The following is a 21384-nucleotide window of genomic DNA, read 5'->3' on the forward strand; positions in this document are numbered from 1 at the left end:
TGGGCAAATCAAATTATTGATACTTTGGTCAAATAATAATTTACTTGTCTCTGATAGGTGCTAAGTTTAAAACGATTTTGAGGAAGATGATAAAGTGCTCACCAATCAACCTACTGTACTGCATTTTCTTTTAAAAGACGTACAAGTCTGTATGGATTTGCATTATATCGAGAGAGTTCTTCCTTTGCCATCACTCGAAATAGTCCCTTCGTGTCCGGTTTATTTTGTCGGTTTAATGAATCTTAAAAATAAATGCATTCCCGTACTCGATCTGGCCATTTGTACTGGATTGCACCGGATTGAAGTATACCCTTTAAATACGCCGATATTACTTTGCTCTAATGGAACGGATCAACTCGGTCTCATTGTCGATAAAGTCCTTGGATTGAGTCATGTCCAACAAAATCAAATCGAAATGCATGAAGAATTTTCAAGAAATAAATCACCCTTTTCTGGAGCGTTAACTTTGGATACAGGTATTTCATTGTTGCTCAGTATTGATTGGGTTTTTAATGTCAAGTTAATACAAAAGACATATACTTCCAGTACGACTCATGAGTGACAATATGGATAATCAACTATTAAACGAAATTAAGTTACTCGAGCCTCAATTCATAGAGTTAATTCATAGTCGTTTTGGTCTTGTTATTCATATCAATCAAGCTCAAGAGTTGGCGAAAGTGGTAACCAGTGCCTGTAACCGATTCAATTATTTGCCGGAAGAATACTTAGACCAATTAAAAAAATGCTCTAGTAGTTCCCCCTTGTTGGCGGATTTAATCGCCACAATAACAGTAGGGGAAAGTTACTTTTTTCGCGATAAGAATCAAATGCATTTACTTGAAAACAAACTCCTGCCTCGATTAATACAAAAAAAATCTCACAATTTTAATTTAAAAATATGGAGTGCCGGTTGCTCTTCAGGTGAAGAAATATATACCATTGCCATACTTTTAACTGAACTTTTACCCAATATTGATATGTGGAACCTTTATTTATTGGGTACTGATATCAACTCGGCTGCATTGAAAAAAGCGACTTCTGGTACTTATGGTCAGTGGTCTATGCGTTCGATTCCTGAAAAATACCTGCAACGGTATTTCAAAAAAAATAACCGCTCTTATTTACTCTCCCAGGAAATTCTGGACTTGGTACAATTTAGGTACCTGAACTTGTGTGATAACAGTTATCCATCCATAATCAATGGTATATTTGATGTTGATTTAATCTTATGCCGCAATGTGCTAATTTATTTTGATAATGAACTTGTTGTAAAAATTATGAAAAAGATAAGCGCAAGCATGAATGACAACGCTTATCTTATACTGGGCGCATCGGATCCTATTGTTACATCAGGAACCAATCTTGTCTTTCATCATGATGGTGCAATCTATTTTTCATTAGAAAAGCATGATGAGAATCATAAAGGATTTGAATGATGAGTACAGAACAAAAGAATGCTTCTGAATTAATGCCCAAAAGCCCGGAAGCATTAAAAATATTGCAGGCAAGAACAAAACAACTGGCCAAGGAGGAAGTCGATGTCAGTCAAAATAACGGCATTCATTTTGTTCGATTTCTCCTGGGACAAAAAGAAAGCTATGGCATTCCTTACCAATATGTTCAAGAGGTCCTCAATTGTAGTGTTATCGCCAAGCCTCCTTTCGTGCCTCATTTTATTGCTGGAGTAATCAACTGGCGTGGTGCTTTGATTACATTGGTTGATCTGTTCCAATTTTTTCATCTAGACCATTCTCTACCCATAAAGCAATATGAAAATAAATTTATTATAGTGGTACAGGCAAACAATATCACCCTAGGTTTTCTGGTGTATCACATGGAGGGCAGCGATATTTACTTGCCAAACTATTTAGCCGCGCCAATCTCTTCATCGAAGGCTACCAACCCGGAATTTATTTTAGGATTGCATCAGTCAGTTACTGCCATTATTCATATGGAATCCCTAATCGTTCATTTAAATCAAGAAATAAAAAGACGTCTATACAAGATAGGAGAAGTTCATGGTGAGTGAAGGCAATAAACCACGTTTGGTGATTACTGTACGAGCTCGTCTCATCATAGGATTTATGACACTTAGCCTGCCTGTATTGCTTCTCATTATTTTCTTGATTCCTAAAGTGAACAGCGTCATTTATTTAAGTCAAAAAATCCACAGTGAAAACTTGCCCCAAATTCTGGATAGCCAAATATATCAAGCTCAAGATTTACTTGAAGATTGGGCAATGACAGGTAATCCTCTGGCGAAGCAACACTTAAAACGCGTGTGGAGTGAAATCAATTCCGTGAGAACCCAATGGGATAAAGTAATGCATTCCATAGGCAATGCGAAATTACAAGAATCTTGGGATAAATTACAAGAATATTACATCCCTTTTTATGATACTCAAATGTCTATCGTGAATGCACCAAGAGATCCAAATAATCCAAATAATGTCGAAAATAGTAGAAATAAAATACGAGATATAGAAAACTCAATGATCAACATCATACTGGGTAACTATACTTCAGACCTCAATGCGAGGATAGGCGGTATCTATACTCTTCTAGGTCAAGAAGTGGAACGAAATACCAACGAAATAAACACCAGCTTAAATTCATTAAAAACCTACGCTTATTGGCTTTTAATCCTCACTATAGCATTAACACTTATTGTACCTTACTTAACCCAACGAGCCATAGCCCGCCCGGTAGACAATGCAATCAACATTGCAGAACGCATAGCAGCTGGGGAACGGGATATCGACATTCAAATCCATTCAGCAGATAAGTTGGGTAAATTACTTTTATCGCTAAAAACAATGCAAGAGGCAATAAAGAAAAATGAAGATATTCTTCGCCATAAAGAAGAAGAATCAAGAGAACTGTTTGAAAAACTGGTCACTTCATCTAAAAAATTCAGAATTCATAGCAGTAAGGTTGCAGCAGGAGATTTAAGAGAACGGCTAGAAATTGACAGGGAAGATGTTTTACAAGATTTAGGTAGAGACCTCAATTTGATGACAGATGGGCTGGCATCGATTACCAAAAAAATTACCAAAGTCAGCTCTGATATTGTCTCTATGGTTGGAACAGTACTCAATTCCGCCAACGAACAATCAGAAGGAATTACATCTCAAGCATCCGCTATTAATGAAATCAGTGCTTCTTTGGAAGAAATAGATAAAAGTTCAAAACAGACGATGACGAAAGCACAAGCGTTAAGAGAAGTGGCGAAAAGCACTTATGAGCAAGGGAAGCTGGGTACAGAATCTGTGGAACAAAGTATCGGGGGAATTAAAGCTTCAGAAGAAAAGATGAAGCTCATTGCACAAACCATTCTTGATCTAAGCAATCATACCCAACAAATTGGGGATATCACCTCCGTTGTGAACACGCTTGCCCAACAATCCAAAATGTTGGCCTTGAATGCTTCCATTGAAGCATCAAAAGCTGGAGAAGCAGGGAAAGGTTTTGCTGCAGTAGCCACTGAAGTAAGAAATCTTGCGGAGCAATCCGAGCAATCCACAGTACAAGTTCAAAAAATTCTCGAAGACATTCGGCGTACTACCGAAAAAGCAGTTACAGTGACTGAGGAAGGAGCAACTACTTTGGACTCAGGAATAAAGCTCATTGAGAAAGCAGGCCATGTGATTCAAACGTTAAGTAAAATGATTAATGAAGCATCTATTTCAAGCCAACATATTGAAGTAGCCATTCGTCAAGAAACGGTTGGCATTGAACAAATCGTTGAAAGTATGAATGAGATTAACCGCACGACCTCAACTTTTTCCAGCGGTATCAAAGAGATGATGGCCTTTATCCAAAAGTTGGATGATATTGCCAAGCATCTGAAAGAAGATGTGGACATCTATAAAGTTTAGGAATTATCTATGACTCCAGAAGATGTATCCAAGCAATTGCTTGAAACATTTAGTGAAGAACTAGAATCATTATTAACCATAATAACCGATCATTTAAAACAGATCGACCGAAGCAAATCGAAAGGGAATTTTAAACTGGATATGGCAGAAATTTCCCGAGCAGGACGCAATATTAAAGTTTCAGCATATTCAGTAGGGATTCCAGATCTGGGTAAAATCGCCGAACATATAGAAAAATTATTTGGACCCTTGCAAGAATCTCCAACCGAAATTTTGAATTTAGGATTTCGTGCGGTAGATGGAATGAGGGAAGCCCTCCAGGAATATATCGATAAAAAACCTATCTCAGACAATCTTCATTCCTTATTAAAGCAATTGCAACGTGCCCTAAATTCTGGGGAATACGAAGATCAAGCACCAATAATCAAAGAAAAACCCATTTTAACTGAACCTGTCGACTCAGAAACGAAACCCTCTGCTCAAACATTGGATAATGTTTTCTTAAATAAACTATTAGAAACATTTAGAGCAGAACTTCAAGATAATTTAGTGACCATAACCGATGGTTTGCTAAAACTTGAGAAAGGGATTGATTCCGAAAAGGAATTCCAGAATACATTGGATGAAGTTTTTCGAGTGGCTCATAACATAAAAGGATCAGCGCGGGGCATTGGTGTTCAGGATATTGGAGAAATAGCGCACCACATAGAAACATTATTTTCCGCAATTCAAAAAAAAACCATTCAAATTTCTCCGAATCTCATTAGTCTGTGTTTGCAATCCATAGATTACATGAATGAAGCGATGCAATGTTATAGCGAACAAAAACCTTTGTCATTTGATCTAAAAAAACATTTGCAGCAGCTGGAAGATTTCATTGAATTGCCAGCGAAGGAAATTGTTCCCTTAGCATCGCATCATAAAATAGCAGAAAGCCAAGAAGAACGGTCTAATGTTTCAGAAACACAGGCAAAAACCAGTGAGTTTGAAACGATACGTGTCTCTTTGCAGAATTTAGAACGCGTATCCGTTTATACAGAAGAAATTCAAGCGATTAAAATTGCTATAGAGGAATATTATTCCAAGTTGGCAAAGATGAATTTCAAAATGGATACGCTGATTCAATCCTGGAAAAAAAATAGAGCGCATTTAAAACCGGTTTCTGGAGATGAAATAGACGTATTGGCATTGACTAATCTAAACGAATTATCAGAAATCACCAACTCCTCTCGTTTCATGCAAAGAGAGTTGCGAACTTCTGTAGGTGAATTATCTGTTTTATTAAATGCACTACAAGATGAAATACGGACATTACGTCTTATTCCTGTAACCACTCAATTGCGTTATTTACCTAGAATCGTACGTGATTTGTCTCATGAACTAAATAAGCAGATCAACCTTGAAATTAACAGTAATGATGTAAAAATGGATAAAATGATTCTTGATGGTTTGAAAGATCCAATGGTACATCTTCTCCGTAATGCCATTGATCATGGCATTGAAAATACCCAGACTCGTTTGGCAGCCGGCAAAACACCACAAGGGAACATTTCTATTAATGTGCACCAGGAAGACAATCAAATTGTATTCCAAATTATTGATGATGGTGCGGGCATCAATCCTGATGATTTGATTCGTGTGGCCCTTAAAAAGAATATTTTGACTCAATCCGAAATTGAAAATATGAAAAAAGACGAGCTTTATGAGCTCATTTTTAAACCAGGTTTCTCGACCCGCGACATCGCGACTGATATTTCTGGCCGTGGTGTAGGTCTGGATGTGGTTCGCTCTAATTTACTCCATCTGAAAGGCAAGGTCAGCGTGAAAAGTGAACCTGGCAAAGGAACTGTATTTTATCTCAAAGTCCCCCTAACTTTAGCGACTGAACGCGGTTTAATTGTTTCTTGCACGAATCAAATATTCGTCCTTCTCACCAACTCGGTTGAAAGTGTCATGTTGATAAAAAAACATGAGATACAGCTTGTGGAAGGAAGCCCTACTGTTCTTGTCAAAGAACAGCCTGTTTTGCTATGCTCATTGGCAAATTTACTGAATCTTTCAGAAAAAAAATACAATAAAACGGAATACAATACTCTTGTAATCATCAAACATGATGGAGAACGTATCGCCCTGCTTGTTGACGATATTATTGGAGAAAGGGAAATTGTACTCAAACCACTGCAAGAACCCCTATCGAACATCCCTTGTGTCATCGGAGCTACACTGACAGGAAGCAATCAAATTAATTTCGTACTAAACTCTTCAGAGATGATTAAAAGAATGTTGCTCTTATGAATGGCTACCCATGATAAATATTTTATTGGTCGATGACTCCCCTACAGAAATTGCTTTGATTCAGCACATCATAGAAGCTGAACAGGACATGCAAGTCATTGGTATCGCAAAAAATGGCAAAGAAGCGATTGAATTAACGGCAAAATTAAAACCTGACCTTATCACCATGGACATCCAAATGCCGATCATGGATGGACTCGAAGCAACTCGTATCATCATGGATAGTAATCCAACACCCATAATTGTCATCAGCTCTTTAGTTAATGATGAATCCCTTGATGCAACCTTTCATATACTGGAAGCCGGAGCATTAACTGCCTTAGCAAAGCCAGTCAATGTATTGTCTCCATCTTTTCATGAAAGCAGCAAACACATAACAGATACGATTCGTAGCCTTTCCGATATAAAAGTCATCAAAAAGCCTTTAAAAAAACATTCTATTTTTGAGGAGCATAAAAAACAAATTGCGAAATATGGGGATGCAACCCATTTTGAGATAGTGGCGATGGGCGCTTCGATTGGCGGACCCATTGCATTAAAGACAATCCTCTCGCAATTAGATGCTCATTTTCCAGTACCTATTGTCGTAGTTCAACACATGAGCAGTGGATTTATTCGTGGATTTGCGAAATGGCTTGAAGAGAATATAAAGCTTCATGTCAAAACTGCAGAAGATTTTGAGCCCTTAGAAAAAGGCACTGTTTATCTCGCTCCTGATCACAAGCATACGGAAATTGAACGTCATCATGATAAATTAATCTGTCGATTGATCGATGCCGATCCAGTTTCTGGTTTCTGCCCTTCCATCACTCGACTTCTTCAATCTGTTGCTCAAGTTTGTGGTAAAAAAGCCATCGGTATTTTACTCACCGGTATGAGTGATGATGGAGCAGAAGGTCTCTTGGAGCTGAAAAAAGCCCATGGCCACACTTTAATTCAAGACCAGGAGAGTTCGATAGTATTTGGCATGGGGGCCGTCGCTCAATCTCAAAATGCGGTAGATTATATTGTCGCATTGGAGCACATTGCAGGCTATTTAAATAAAATTTGTAGCCCCGAACATAAGTAGGCTTATATGGAAAAAGAAAATCCGGTCATTCTGGTAGTAGATGATAGCGCGACGATGCGCTTGATCACCTGTGATGCACTCCTCAAAGAAGGTTTTAATGTGCTGCAGGCAGAAAATGGGGAATCTGCATTGTCTTTACTGAAAACCACAAAACCTGATGCGATTTTATTGGATGTAGAAATGCCAGGCCTCAATGGTTTTGAAGTGTGTCAGAAAATTCGTAAGTCGGCAGAATGGCGATATCTTCCAATTATGATGGTTACCGGATTAGAGGATTATGAATCGATTAACCAAGCTTTTGAGGCTGGTGCAACGGATTTTACCAGCAAACCAATTAACCCCACCCTATTAGGTTATAGAGTACGCTACATGGTGCGTACCAGTTCGTATTTTCAGGAGTTACAAATTGCGGAACAGAAGGTTAGGGCATTAAACGATGAGTTGATTAATAAACTCGTCGAAATCCAACAAAATGCCATTGCTGTTGCGCGGTTTGTCCCCCAAGATTTTCTGAAAGTATTAAACCGCAAAAATATAAGAGATATAGAGCTTGGCGATTGCGTTGAAAAAGTCATGACCGTTCTCTTTCTGGACATCAAATCATTTACCACGATGGCAGAACGTTTATCGCCTGTGGAAATTTTCAATCTGTTTAACATGCTCATGAGTTTCTTGGATCCTGCGATCCTTAAAAATTCGGGGGTAATTGATAAATACATCGGTGATGCCATTATGGCCTTATTTGATAATGCGGACGATGCGGTACATGCAGCATTAGGGATGTTAGAAGCTTTGGATAATTTTAATGACTTAAGGGAGAAAAAAAACCAGCCTACCATTCGTGTCGGTATTGGCATCAACACCGGTAATTTAATCGTAGGAACTGTGGGTTATGAAAAGCGCATGGATTGCAGTGTGATAAGCGATGCGGTAAATACTGCATCGAGGCTTGAGAGATTAACACGAACTTTCAATACTGAGATTATTATTGGCGAAGAGACCTACGAACAGTTCAAATTCAAAGATGCATTTGATGTACGTTCCTTAGGAACGACTAAAGTTAAAGGTAAGGTTCATCCTATTAAAATTTATGAAGTATTTAACCATAATCCTCCAGCTGAAGTGCAATTAAAAAAGGACTCCACTTCTATCTTTGCGAATGCATTAGATTCTTATGAGGGAAAACGCTTTGATGAAGCAGCGGCTCTTTTTGAACAAATCCTTGTAAGTAATAGTAATGATTTGCCCGCCCAATATTTCCTCCAACAGTGCAAAGAAAAAATGAAAGAGTAACCCTTCTGAATACTTGCCATGCAGCTTCTGTACCTTTCTAAAATGTTATTTAGACTTGTTTCACATCACCTTTTTACTGTAGTCACCCTATAATATTTACGTTATGATTGACCTTTTTTATTTGGAATCTTTTTTTTATGCACAGTGCCATTGTCATTCCAGCCCGTTATGCATCGACTCGTTTGCCAGGAAAACCTTTAGCTATAATTGGTGGACAAACCATGTTGCAACGGGTTGTCCGTTTGTCGCTTGCTGCTGCGAAAGGATTAAAAAAAGTTACTGTACTGGTAGCCACTGATGATGAACGCATTATTCAACATTGTAATGCTTTAGGTGTAACTTCAGTCATGACTTCACCAGAAGCGCCCAGCGGCACTGACCGCGTGGCTGAGGCAATCCAATCTTTGGCTGACAAACCTGATTTCATTTTAAACATGCAAGGTGATGCCCCTTTAACCCCACCCGATTTTTTACGTGCACTGATCGATGCTTTTGCAACTTCTCCTTGTGATGCTGTGACTCCTGTCACACAATTAACCTGGAAGCAATTGGATGAACTTCGCAAAAACAAACAGATCACTCCCTTTAGTGGAACGACTGCAGTGTTTCATGAAAAAACCGGCAATGCTTATTGGTTTAGTAAAAATATTATTCCGGCAATCCGCAAAGAAGAAAAGTTAAGGCAAAAGAGCGAAAAAAGCCCCATTTTTCGTCATATCGGTTTATATGGTTATTCGAGAGAAATGCTAGAAAAATATATTACATTGCCAGAAAGCCCTTTTGAGAAAATGGAAGGATTGGAGCAATTACGTATTCTGGAAAACGGCCACACGCTTCGTTGCATTCCTGTAGATTATAAAGATCGTGCCAATATGTCTGGCATTGATAGCCCAGAAGACGTGGCTCGAGCGGAAGCTTTGATTCTACAACATGGTGAGTTATTAGAGACTAGTGAATCATGAATACACGATTAATTATTGCGCGACATGGAAATACATTTAGTCCTGGTGACATTGTTCGGCGGGTAGGAACTACTGATTTACCCTTGGTCAAAAGTGGATTGGAACAAGGCCGGATGCTCGGCTCCTACCTAAAAACAAATCATCTTATTCCTGATGTCATTATCACATCAAAACTTCAGCGCGCCATACAAACCGCAGAACAAGCACAAACTGTTATGGGAACACATCTAGCTATTGAGTCCTTGGCTATTTTCAATGAAATTGATTATGGACCCGACGAAAACCAACCCGAAGAAGAAGTGGTTGCGCGCATTGGGATAGACGCAATTCGTGCCTGGGAAAAGCAGGCAATAGTCCCGGAAGGCTGGAAGGTTGAGCCTGATACGCTCATAAATAATTGGCTTGAATTTTCCAATCACCTTCGCAAAGAATACTCTAGAAAAACCTGTCTGGTGGTTACAAGTAATGGCATTGCCCGTTTTGCGCCTTATTTGACGGGCGATTTTGAATCATTCAGTGCCCAGCATGGAATAAAAATGTCAACTGGGGCATTGTCTGTCTTTGAAAATAAAGAACGGGCTATAAGGTGGGATTGCCTTGCCTGGAATGTTAAACCTGCAATGGAACTATGATTGTGACTTTGAAATAAGTAAAAATTTTACTTAAATACCAATCAGGTTTTGCTCAACTCACAGGTTTATGTAATACATTTATTCGAAGAAACATAAATGATATTCTTCTTTTTACATATGAATCCCTGGATCCATTTTTGGAAGTTCAACTTCTTCTTTAGGCTTTTTGAACGCTTGCATAATAGTTTTCGCAGCTCTTTGAAATATATTAACATCAGCCCCAGTAAATTTATTCCAGTCCTGCTCAAATTGCTCATCTCTAAAGGATGTAGGACCAGCACGATACCTTTCGTAAGTGTTATCTTTTTGTATGGAGTCCTTCAAATCATTTTTTACCTGTGTTAAAAGCTCTGGCTGATTCGCTAATTCCCGAGTCAAACTTCTTAATACAGCAGAATACCCGATGCTCAGTTTGCCAGCGTAATATTGTTTTTCCCAAGATTCCTTGTATACATCAACAAGCTTCTGCCTATAAGAATCAGCAGAGTATTGGCTTAAATCCGAGCGAATAAGTTCGTTTGCTGCTTTAGAAGAGGTTTTAGTGAGCGTTAGAACGCCTTGAAAATCATGATGTAATTTTTGCATGGCCTCTTGTGTTGAAGTATGTACTTTGGCTAAGTGCTTATAATTTTCTTTTTCGTCAGGCCTCAGCTCCCCAGTCTCATCTTTACAATCAGTAGCCCAAGACCTAAGAGTTTGAGCATAAAAAGGATTGGCCTTTGTAGTTTTATCATTTGATTCTATAGTCTCTCTTTCTACAACTTGCATTTGAGAATCAACACTGTGTCTATCTGGGTTACCATTATAATAACGAACGGTTTTAATTTTTACATTGCCAGGAATTAAATCAGGATTTTCTTTAAAAAACTGCTCTATCTCGTGAAGAATATCTGTTCGATCGTCAACAAAGTTATATTCAATCTCATCATTGGGGTTTTCTAAAGACAATTTCTGGATTTGTGCATAAACAACAGAAACTTTTTTGTGATCAAATGCCCAGCTTGATATATGAGCTACATTATTTGCTTTTTGATCGTCACTATATTTATGATCTTTTTGTAGCTTCATCGCTTCTTGAATGGTAAAACCTGGAGGTTTTTGGGTATACAGATCTCCTAACAAAAAAGTATCAAAGGTACTTTCTAAATGCTCACTCATTGAATGAAAAGTCGAAAAGCAGGAACCAGTATGATCAATACTATTGAGAGCAAAATTGGATTTCATGGATTCTTGCACATCGCCTCGAACATCTTGGCGATTAGAACCAACCATTATTTTATCAAATCCCGCTAATCGGTCCATCAATAATTGATTATGTTCGATCAATTTTTGACCTCTGTCTGCTTCAGGGTTTTGCTTTAAACTTTCTTGATAACTTTGATGACTTAAACAACCGTCAAAGTCTATTGATGCCACCTTAATTTTAGCCATGATACAAATCTATAAAAAAACTCTTTTCATAAGTATAGAACAAACTTTAAAATAATATTTCAGGGTGACTTGTTTTCTCCGCATTAAGTTTGAAAAGTGAATCTATGGGAAGGTTTTGCCCAAAAATTAATGTTTTTGAGATCTAGATCTAATTAATTCAAACATCTTCATTGTATCTATTATGTGAATACAGTTTCCCCGCCTGAGCGGGGGATAATGATGGATTATGTAGGAAAGAAGAATGAAAGAATTATATAGTATTAAAATAATCTTTTAGCGTTTGTTGCACATCTAAATTGAGCTCACCTGAATTGGGATCAATTGCGCTTACTGTATCTCCCAAATAACCAACTGCCCAAAAGAAGAGATCACTGGTTTCCATATTGGCTTGTAAATAAGGCATCAGCGCATGAGTAAAGAACGCTTTTCCTTTTGCAGATTTCCATGAAGCTTCTCCCAGAACTACAGGATATCCTGCTTGGTGCAAAAATCCCCAAGACCAATCAAATCGTAATTGGCTTGGCATTCCTGGAGCAGTTTCCCAGCCTGCTACTTCAGCAGGATAAACATGAGGAGAGAAAACCAAATGACTGTTTTGGGCTTCATCTCCTAATAGCCATTGAAGGGCTGATGAGTTTATCCCTTGTTTGACTAACTCATTTTTTAAAAGATTCTTATCCAATGTGGGAATTCCCTTTTTAGCCTGGTTTTGATTTAGTAAAGGTTTGAAATCCTCACCCCAATTTCCTTTAAAAAACATGCGTTCTAAATTGCCGCATAAAGCAGGATCAGAGGAGTGGCTATATCCATTGTCATTGACCACTTGTGATTTAGGCACGCAAATGACTGGATTATCTGCATCATCGCTTCCTGAATCAGGACCTTCCACGAATAATAATAAATTTGGATTATTTTTCTGTACAGCATTGGCTGCAGTTGCGATGACCTTGGTCCAGGGGACTTGCGCATTATGCGTTTTAAACCAGTTTAATTGGTAAGGTTCATTAAAAATGTCTATTCCGATGACATTATCTAAATTGCGGTTTTTAATTTCTGTTGCCAAGAGAGAAATATCTTGTGCATAGCGTTGCATGTCATAGACCGTACCATCTCGCATTCCATCGCCATAACCATGGCGGTGGTGGATGTCGATCATGACTTTAAGATGATTTTTTTTTAATTCTTGCAATACTATCCAAAAAGCTTGTTTAGGACTAACTGCCTTTTCACAGGCGGTACCATTGCTTTGCCATGTTTTACAGAATATACCATTGCCAGCCCTGGGTAAGGCTTTGTCAGAAATGGATTTATTCAAATCTACTTCATGTTGCTCATCATAGAGAACTTCCGGTTGAATGGGCAAACGTATTGTTTTAAAGCGTACGCCTGAATTTTTGTCTACACCTGAATTGGGAAAGTCCCAGGGATGGCTGATTAAATCCACCATTCCATAGGTCCTTGGATTTGAACTCAAAGAAGGTATTGCATAAAAAGGATTACTTTGTAACCCTTGAAAAACATTCGTATCCTGAAATCCAGACCATGATAGGCCATCTATATGAACTGGCTGGTCTTTTCCATCATAAATTTTACCATCGCGAGTTTGGTAAGGGTGCGCATCCAATGCAAGTATTAATAACAAACAACCTCCTAATAAGTTCATTTTTTTCATTTGCTGCACCTCCAGAATACATTATGCGATCAGTGATTATCATATAATCACATTAAAAAAATATCAGGCCAATTGTTAATGAATTTGACATAAATAGAATATAGATAGTTTGATTCGATTCGCTCAAAAGACCATTGAATTAACCTGAGCCATGTAACCGGTGAAATCTACAAACCTCATTGCCGGTTACATAGTGAATTAAAGATAGGACGATTAGCCAATACGCGAGAATCGACGATCATTTTCATAAATGGATTGTTTCACCAACTCATCCATATCTTCATTAGGTTCACAAGATTGATAAACAACTTTTAAAGGAGAAACGTCTACACTTGATTTAGTTTTATCATTTTGTAAATAACCTTCAAGGTTTCTAAAAGTAAGGTATTTATCAGTAGCAAATTCTTGACAATCAGCAAGAGTTTCATCTTGGCATATAGAAAACTTGATTAAGTGTTCTGCATGAAATGGTTCGTGGCTTTTTGAAATAACATATTGCATGTCGTAGAGAACACTATCAGCGCCTGCACAAAAATAAGAACCAGATTTAAATCGGTTATTCTCAAATACATCACTACGAATAAAACGACCTTCACCAGGTTGTAAACCAGCAAGGGTGACTTTATGAGCTGCTATTTCTTTAGGGTAATCTGCAAAAGCAGAACCAGTTAAAACCAAACCTAAGAGGATTGAGGCTGTTTTTATCATTCTGTTTTAACTCCTAATATGAAATAAATTCCATGTAATGGGTTATTATCCCTTAACCAATACAAAGAACAATTAAATAAAAAAATTATCTAAAAAAGACAACTCTCATTAATTTCAGTTGGCCATTATACCCGATTTCATACGAATAGTGTAAAAATTTATAAATTTTTTCTTATTTTGGCCGAAAAATGACAGGAAAAAAAAGGTTTTTCTCAGAGTATTGGAGAAAAAGGATGGCCAACAGATGAGCTCGGTTGGATGTTGATATAGCAGTTTAAGAAAACTTTAAAAACCTTATAACATCATAAAAATGCTAAAAAATGAGCTTTATAATGAATTATAAAAGGATAATAAAGAACCGGATTCTTGAGGTTGTCCGCTTAATTGTTGTAATTTTTGATCGATACATGTTTTCATTTGGGAAACTGTTCCTGTTTCACCATATACCCCTCTAATTTTTTTGATTATCCATATTTCAGAACGAAGCTCTTTAATAAATTTCAGATGTCCAGGGGGTTCTTTCATATTTAATTCATCCTTCAATTGCAAAAGTTCCTCTTCAGATAAATCCGCTTTTTCCAGTAACTTCACAGCATACACTTTATCTTGTTTTAAAGTTTGTAAAGGCGAATTGCGCATTACCCCGAGATAATATTTAAAATCTTCCAACGTATTAATTCTAGGAATAAGAATAGAGGCAGAGCTTGTTGTTTTGACTGTGGCGAGAACCCTTGAATACTCTACTTCAGAGAAATGATGTTTTCCCTGATGTTGATCCAAATCCAGAATGACATCAGCATAATAGACTTGCATTTGTTTGAGCTCAACTGCCTTAGGGTTTTTTGGATGTGTCCGTAATCTCTCTTCACACTCATGAAAACGGGCGATTGCAAAATCGAGCGGTGTCTTACCTTCCTGGTCTGTATTGTTTAAAATATTTTTAAAATATTTTGCACTTTCAAAACAGCGATAACTTTGGGTTTGAATTGCAGCGTGTAGCGCTGTTTCTGGAGTATACTGTTGACATGCTTCATAGATTGAATGGAGCATATTCAAAGTTTCCCTCTTATATTGCTGTCTTTCCCGCTCTGTACACATCATTTTAATGCAATATTCCTCAATTTCATCAATGATTGATTGGCTTGCCTCAACAAAGTGTTCTTCTAAATATTCTTTAAATTGAGGAATAGACAGAAGCCTTGTTCTTAATTCCGCTATTTTAGAAGAGTTAGCACGTTGGACTATAGTCAAGGTACTTTCCATTTCTGGATCTGTATTCGCGGTTAGTAAAGGTTGCCGCAAACATCTAGAAAGATAGCCCGGGGGGAGTACCGCTTGCTTTAAAAAGCGTTTCCACTTTGCCTTTTGAAATTCAAGATCATCTTTCAATCCTTTGTAAGCCGCACGGTCTTCGTCGTTGTGATAGGCTTTAGAACCTGAAGTAAATATTGCTCTTTTTGTCGGCCAATAGTGATTTCCTGAATCCTGCAAATCCGGAAAACCAATCAAATCACGAGCCGTAATCCTAAATTTATCACTCGAGTAACGGAGATTTGCGGCTCGCGCACTGCGCGCCGCCATGATCTTGTCACTAAACATGAGATCATGATCAATTTTAAAAAAATGGAAGCGGGGACGGCCTTGTTCTTGAGTGACATAATAGCCTATGTTCCCCTTGTGTAAGTCATCTTCTTCTAATCCATAGGCTGTAGCAAACACATCAGCCAATGAATCCATATCTATGTCGACATTGCCTCGATTTTTTTGTTCCATTAACCTGGCAAAGAAATTTTGGGGCATTTTATTTAAAAAATGAATGCCCTTCCCTACATCATAACGAGCTATTGCTGCTTCTTGCTCAAGATTTTCAGCTTTCGCCTGGTAGGACCCCCATTTTTTTCTTAAATTTTCAACGGCAAAAATATACCGGAGGAGATCCGACAAAGGTTCTAATGTGGGCTTTAATCTTGGTGGGATTTTGTTGACGTCAAACTCTCTTATTTTTCTACTAAATTGCTCCTGGCAATACACAAGAGCGATCTTTAAGTTTTTGGGATCTATATTCTGGAACTCACCCAGCCTTAGTCGTTCTTCCCAATAGTCATCTAATCTTTGATTATAATTTTCTTCCCTTTTCCTTCGAGTATCTTCATGTTCTTGAAATACTCGCCTGATAGCAATTGCTGCCCATTTACTTCCTCCAAAATTTGTCACTGTATTCTTTGGAGATTCATCGATTCGGGTATGGCCTTTTATCCAAGTTTCGAATTGCTCACTACTGATAGTGCCTTCGGGTAATGGATGAGGTGCTTGCAGGAATACCATATTTCTATTTTTTTGACGCAGGCGCAATAAAGCATGCGCCGCGTGTTCAGAACTTACTCCGACAATTTGATTATGAGAATTGATAACGATGTCTTGTCCTAAAGCGCGATCGGGTGAAGAATAAGCATTGGCCGCCGCCGTAAAGCATGCCTCTAATCTGGATGATTCTTGTCCTTTTTTCCCGGAAAACTTATTTTTTTTGAAAATGACATGATGTGCTTTACCCTCATCATCATAGGCAATGGTATTTAAATGTACTTCATGAGCACTGGCATTCGAGCCTTTTAAACTAAAGCCTAAAATTCTCGCCAAATTCATAACCATGTCGCACACCAACAAGCCGTATTGATCTTATTATAACCAATTATTAATGGCTTTCGGACTCTTTTTATGAGTTAAATTGTTGGTCAAGGAGTTAGCATGATGTAAGGCTCCAAATAACCATTTGATTACATAGGTAAAAAAGGCTTTGCTATTAAAAAAAAATGGGTTATAACTCTTTTTACCTGAATCATGGATTGACAGGTATCTAAGATGGGGCAGCATAATGCTGATTATTATTTTTTCATGGAGTGAGAAAATGAACAGTAAAGTATTTTCGCAACGCTTCAATCGCGAGTTAGCTTCACTTGGCTTTCCAGAAGAGTTAGCAGAGAAAATTAAAGCGGTTTCAAAAGTATTTGGGGTTTCTCGCCATTTAGCAAACTCTTTAATTTTTGGTCATATGCTTCCAGGCGGAGAGCAATTGGATAAAATTGCTGAAATTTTAGAAGTTTGTCCTCAATGGTTAGGGGGCGCAACTGACCGAAAAAAAACTTATACAAGCCGTGAAACGGCAGATAGTGTATAATAGTTAAAGTTGAGATAATTATTATATATTGTAGAATGCTGTATCTGACTTAGCTGATTGATAATCAGATACAGCATATATGTATAAAAATTTATCTTAAAAAGCTTTTTTTCGCGGGTTACTACCATCATGGAATGCTTAAGTTTTTGTATTGCCAAAACCATTGATCTAACACGGTTAGATAATTATTTTAAACAACAGTCGACTGAATTTACTTCAACTAAATCACGCGATGTCATCAAATTAAGCCCGAACCGAAATAAAGAGCATACTATATTTATTTTTAAGAATGGTACGGTAGTTTCCTGGGGCATCAAACGATATCAAATTAATGATTATCTGAACAACATTAAACGACTCATTGATAAGCCAGTCAATATAATAGTGCATGATGAATTTCATTATCAGCTAGGAGATAAAACCATTATCGAGCCTCATGATTTTTTCGATGTTGATTGCTTAACCATAGAAGATCATAGCGACGAACTGAAGCTGAGCTTAGCTTATGGATTTTCTCAATCAGTCAAATTGCAATATTTCGAAACCATTATTGATGCATTGATTGAAAGATACAATCCCATGATCCAAGTCCTTTCTCTTAAAGGCGAAATGAAAATTAGCCGTACCCAGATTCAACAAATTATCGGGGAAATTTTAGGTGCAAAAAGCGAAATGAATTTAATTAGTAATTTCCTTTATCATCCAAAATATTTTTGGCAACACCCTACTTTAGAAGAGCATTTTACGATGTTGGAGCGTTACCTGCATATTCAAAGACGAGTCAATGCTATCAATCACCGACTAGATACCTTAAATGAAATTTTTGATATGTTTAATGGGTACCTGGATAATCGGCATGGCCATAATTTAGAAATAATCATTATTGTATTGATCATTTTAGAAATTGTGGTAGCAGTGTTAAACTTACATTTTTAATCAATTGTGTTTTATATTAGAGCAAATTTATTTAAAACCAGCTATTCTTTAAAAAAACAATATTATTTTCCATTTATTATGCTGAGTACGACTAATCAATTAAATAACGAGCAACTCGCGGAGCTGGAGCAACTAAAAATTGCCTGTAAAAAAAATGATGGCAGCATTCCCAATTTCTATACTCATTTGCTCGTGCAAAAGAGAACCTTGCCTACCATTTTAATGTATTATGATAAGCAACGGCTCGTAGGTTTTTTAAGTGTTTTCTTCTTTTATGAAGACGCTGTAGAAGTCTCCTTGCTTGTTCACCCTAAATATCGTCGAAAAGGAATCGCCAAAAAATTGCTCCGCAATATATTGCCCCTTGTGAAAGAGCAAGGTTTTTATAAACTCATTTTTTCCAATCCCGCCAATTTAAATACTCAATGGTTGACTGGGTTAGGCTTTTCTTTTTTACATAGCGAATATTACATGGAGCGAAATGATTTAGCCCCCTTGCTGGATTACAAAAAAAATCTGACATTTCGTACCGCTGTAGAAAATGATATTCCACTCCTTTGTATTTTGGACGAGGCTTGTTTTTTTAAAAATCACGATGAATTAGTCCCCCGATTTGAACATATCCTCAGTGACAGAACTTACGAGATCATCTTGGCTTTTGAGGATAACCACCTCGTGGGAAAAGCCCATTTGCGGTGGGAAAATCATGGTGCCACTCTTTCTGATATTGCAGTAATGCCGAACCGTCAAGGAAAGGGGTTAGGGACAGCATTAATTTCACACTGCATTAATTACGCTTTGAGTGAAGGCAAACCCGAGCTCAATCTTGATGTGGAAACACATAATCAAAAAGCCCTTAATCTTTATACCCGCCTCGGTTTTTTAACTCAAAATTCATGTGATTACTGGGAAGTTGATTTAAATGAGCTGCAAAGACGGGTCGTTGCAAAAAAAAGGCGTTAATCCCCTCTAAGTAAAATGAGCTTTAATTACAACTCGGTCATAAACCTCTTGATATAGAACTTGACAGAATTTCAACCCCACCTTTAGTATTGAGCTAAAAGACGGGAAGCAATTTTTCACTTGAGGTCGTTCTTTCTACTGAATGAAACAAATTCCATATTGATAAAAATAAAAAGGATCATTGATGAAAAAAAGGGTTGTTATAACCGGGATGGAAATAACCTCTTCCATAGGGACAGGCCTGGAAAAATTCTGGGAAGCTGCGACGCAGGGACAATGTGGAATAAAACGCATACAAAGCTATGACCCTTCTTTATATCCAACACAAATAGCTGGTGAGATTACGGATTTTTCACTCGCATCACTTCCAGAACTCAATAAAAATAAACGTTATCCTCGAGTAGCTCAATTTGCACTTTATTGCACTCATCATGCAATTGAACAAGCAGGGCTTACACCTTATGAACTCTGTAAAGCTGGAACCTTCATCGGAACTGGAATGGGAGGTTATCCCGAATCCGAAGCAAGCTATCAGTGCTTCTTCTCTGAAAATTGGAGAAAAATGCAAGCTCTGAGCGTCATCAAAGGGATGGCGAATTCCATCGCTAATTTTACTGCTATCTCCTTTGGTTTAGGAGGACCCAACTCCACTGTTTCGAATGCGTGTGTATCATCTGCTGATGCCATAGGGATAGCTTACCAGCAAATTGCCCATGGCAAGATTTCTACTGCGATTTGCGGGGGAACTGAAGCACCTCTTTGGGAATCCATGATGTCTGCTTGGTGTAAATTAAAAGTAATGTCTACCAATAATGAACACCCATCCAAAGCCTGCCGCCCTTTTGATTTACATCGTGAAGGCATGGTTATGGCTGAAGGAGCCGGTGTTTTAATTCTTGAGGAACTCCATCAAGCCAGAGCACGAGGAGCAACCATATTGGCAGAAATCATTGGGTTAGGCTCTAGTTGTGATGCTTTTCATATTACCGCACCATCCTCTGAAGGGCAGCAGCGTGCAATCCAAGCTGCGTTAGATGATGCCAGATTATCACCCAGAGACATTCAGTACTTAAAGGCACATGGTACTGGAACTCCATTAAACGATAAAGTCGAAACGCAAACGATTAAATCCGTATTTGGCGATAGGGCTTATGAGATTCCTATTACTGCGCAAAAATCCATGATTGGTCATGCAATTGGTGCATCTGGGGTAATGGAGGTAATTTCCTCATCCCTTAGCTTAAAACACGATATGTTATTGCCCACGATTAATTTAGAAAACCATGATCCAGAGTGTGATTTAGATTATGTCGCGAACGAAGCCCGAAAAAAAACGATCGATATTGTTTTATCAAATCATTTTGCTTTTGGAGGCGCTAACCTTGCTTTGATAATCCGCAGATACATTAAGTAATTACTTGACACAAATAAGAAAGCGGAAAAAAGTATATCTTTTTTAAAATGGGTACTTGGTTCCGCTTACAGAGAAATCCTTTAAAACATATATCCTAAAGTAAACAGTAATTCAGTAGTATACAAATGGGGCATACCTGGGCCTTGGGTTAAAGTCGTAGCACTGTCGCCTCCCAAATAGTTTTTACCCCAGTCGGCAAACTCCACGCCCACCCCTAATTGCCAGTTTGGAGTAACCATTTTTTGTACACCTAACCCCAAGGTGTATGAAAATGCTAAGGTACTGGCCGTATTAAACCAGAATGTGGGGTAAAGGGTTTCGCTAATCGTAGTAGGCTGCCAATCATGGGCATGGTTCCACCCGGCGCCAAAGCTGCCACTCACATAAGGTTGTACGAGCGAAAAACCACATGCAATCAACTTCCCTTTCATTTCAGCTCGAAAATGGCTCACTTTATAATGATAGGTATATACATCGGGAATTCCATCCACTGCAACTTTACCAGAAAGCTGCGCGTCACTTGCCATGGCAGCACCCAGTCCGAACTGAGCAATGACGTTGCTGTTTCCAATAAAGTGCTGTAGTCCAAAAAATAATTCACCACTACCTAACCAATCGGACTGGGTATCAGGAATATAATGGTTGCTATGGGGCGGAGGAAGTGGATAAAGATATTGATCTTTTCCTGGACTTGACCATGCAGGTCCTCCGCTTACAGTAATAATTGATGACCAAACCTGAGGCAGCCATGGTGCATAGATATCTTCATAAGCAGCATATGCACTAAACGACCATAGTGCAAAAAATCCAGAAGTGATTATTTTTTTAAGCATACATATCCTTTTGATTTTTAATCATGAATCCTGTGTATTCAGTCTAATTTTATACAGTATTTGTACCTACTTTTCTATATTTCACTTTCTAAATATTCCTCATACCATGAATCATTTTCA

Annotated in this window: 18 protein-coding genes; 13 read left to right on the forward strand and 5 right to left on the reverse strand. The window is 38.0% G+C overall.

Annotation, left to right across the window (positions count from 1 at the left end):
- Nucleotides 1-94 precede the first annotated feature (94 nt).
- From BU07_RS0112590 to BU07_RS0112630, 9 genes are all read left to right on the forward strand, one after another.
- Nucleotides 95-562, forward strand: coding sequence for a chemotaxis protein CheW (locus tag BU07_RS0112590; protein WP_031566577.1), 468 nt, complete (start codon nt 95-97; stop codon nt 560-562).
- Nucleotides 563-566: 4 nt separating this feature from the next.
- The gene (locus BU07_RS0112595) at nt 567-1439 is read left to right on the forward strand and encodes a CheR family methyltransferase (RefSeq protein WP_031566579.1); all 873 of its coding nucleotides are present in this window, start codon (nt 567-569) and stop codon (nt 1437-1439) included.
- On the forward strand, nt 1436-2032 hold the full coding sequence (locus BU07_RS0112600) for a chemotaxis protein CheW (RefSeq protein WP_031566581.1): 597 nt from the start codon (nt 1436-1438) through the stop codon (nt 2030-2032). The genes BU07_RS0112595 and BU07_RS0112600 overlap by 4 nt, the downstream gene beginning before the upstream one ends.
- Nucleotides 2022-3881: a methyl-accepting chemotaxis protein gene (locus BU07_RS0112605; RefSeq protein ID WP_031566582.1), complete on the forward strand. Its 1860-nt coding sequence runs from the start codon at nt 2022-2024 to the stop codon at nt 3879-3881. Before BU07_RS0112600 ends, BU07_RS0112605 begins: the two co-directional genes overlap by 11 nt.
- Nucleotides 3882-3890: 9 nt before the next feature.
- Nucleotides 3891-6176 (forward strand): chemotaxis protein CheA, encoded by a 2286-nt coding sequence (locus BU07_RS0112610; RefSeq protein ID WP_031566584.1) that lies wholly within the window; start codon nt 3891-3893, stop codon nt 6174-6176.
- A gap of 10 nt (nt 6177-6186) precedes the next feature.
- A complete protein-coding gene (cheB, locus tag BU07_RS0112615) occupies nt 6187-7245 on the forward strand; it encodes a chemotaxis-specific protein-glutamate methyltransferase CheB (protein ID WP_031566585.1) in 1059 nt (352 codons plus the stop codon).
- Nucleotides 7246-7251: 6 nt separating this feature from the next.
- The gene (locus BU07_RS0112620; RefSeq protein ID WP_031566587.1) at nt 7252-8538 is read left to right on the forward strand and encodes a response regulator; all 1287 of its coding nucleotides are present in this window, start codon (nt 7252-7254) and stop codon (nt 8536-8538) included.
- A gap of 137 nt (nt 8539-8675) precedes the next feature.
- Entirely contained in the window at nt 8676-9500 is an 825-nt protein-coding gene (gene kdsB, locus BU07_RS0112625; protein ID WP_031566589.1) for a 3-deoxy-manno-octulosonate cytidylyltransferase, read from the forward strand.
- Complete coding sequence (locus BU07_RS0112630; protein ID WP_031566590.1) at nt 9497-10132, forward strand: histidine phosphatase family protein; 636 nt, start codon at nt 9497-9499, stop codon at nt 10130-10132. Before kdsB ends, BU07_RS0112630 begins: the two co-directional genes overlap by 4 nt.
- A 111-nt stretch (nt 10133-10243) precedes the next feature.
- On the opposite strand, the gene BU07_RS0112635 is transcribed toward BU07_RS0112630, so the two are convergent.
- From BU07_RS0112635 to BU07_RS0112650, 4 genes are all read right to left on the reverse strand, one after another.
- A complete protein-coding gene (locus tag BU07_RS0112635) occupies nt 10244-11563 on the reverse strand; it encodes a hypothetical protein (protein WP_031566592.1) in 1320 nt (439 codons plus the stop codon).
- A gap of 250 nt (nt 11564-11813) precedes the next feature.
- Nucleotides 11814-13235 carry a cellulase family glycosylhydrolase gene (locus tag BU07_RS0112640; RefSeq protein ID WP_031566594.1) on the reverse strand — a complete coding sequence of 474 codons (1422 nt, stop codon included), beginning with the start codon at nt 13233-13235 and terminating at the stop codon, nt 11814-11816.
- A 213-nt stretch (nt 13236-13448) separates the two neighbouring features.
- The gene (locus BU07_RS0112645; protein WP_031566596.1) at nt 13449-13943 is read right to left on the reverse strand and encodes a hypothetical protein; all 495 of its coding nucleotides are present in this window, start codon (nt 13941-13943) and stop codon (nt 13449-13451) included.
- Between the two features lie 327 nt (nt 13944-14270).
- Nucleotides 14271-16592 (reverse strand): hypothetical protein, encoded by a 2322-nt coding sequence (locus tag BU07_RS0112650; protein ID WP_031566598.1) that lies wholly within the window; start codon nt 16590-16592, stop codon nt 14271-14273.
- A gap of 256 nt (nt 16593-16848) precedes the next feature.
- On the opposite strand from BU07_RS0112650, the gene BU07_RS0112655 reads away from it, so the two are divergent.
- From BU07_RS0112655 to BU07_RS0112670, 4 genes are all read left to right on the forward strand, one after another.
- The gene (locus BU07_RS0112655; protein WP_031566600.1) at nt 16849-17118 is read left to right on the forward strand and encodes a hypothetical protein; all 270 of its coding nucleotides are present in this window, start codon (nt 16849-16851) and stop codon (nt 17116-17118) included.
- Nucleotides 17119-17247: 129 nt separating this feature from the next.
- Entirely contained in the window at nt 17248-18054 is an 807-nt protein-coding gene (locus tag BU07_RS0112660; protein ID WP_031566602.1) for an RMD1 family protein, read from the forward strand.
- Between the two features lie 78 nt (nt 18055-18132).
- Complete coding sequence (locus BU07_RS0112665; RefSeq protein ID WP_031566604.1) at nt 18133-19017, forward strand: GNAT family N-acetyltransferase; 885 nt, start codon at nt 18133-18135, stop codon at nt 19015-19017.
- A gap of 184 nt (nt 19018-19201) precedes the next feature.
- Nucleotides 19202-20431 carry a beta-ketoacyl-[acyl-carrier-protein] synthase family protein gene (locus tag BU07_RS0112670; RefSeq protein ID WP_031566605.1) on the forward strand — a complete coding sequence of 410 codons (1230 nt, stop codon included), beginning with the start codon at nt 19202-19204 and terminating at the stop codon, nt 20429-20431.
- 80 nt (nt 20432-20511) lie between these two features.
- On the opposite strand, the gene BU07_RS0112675 is transcribed toward BU07_RS0112670, so the two are convergent.
- Nucleotides 20512-21264, reverse strand: a complete 753-nt coding sequence (locus BU07_RS0112675) for an outer membrane protein (protein ID WP_031566606.1) — start codon at nt 21262-21264, stop codon at nt 20512-20514.
- Nucleotides 21265-21384: the final 120 nt, after the last annotated feature.

The sequence above is a fragment of the Legionella wadsworthii DSM 21896 = ATCC 33877 genome (genome assembly GCF_000701265.1).
Classification (GTDB): domain Bacteria; phylum Pseudomonadota; class Gammaproteobacteria; order Legionellales; family Legionellaceae; genus Legionella; species Legionella wadsworthii.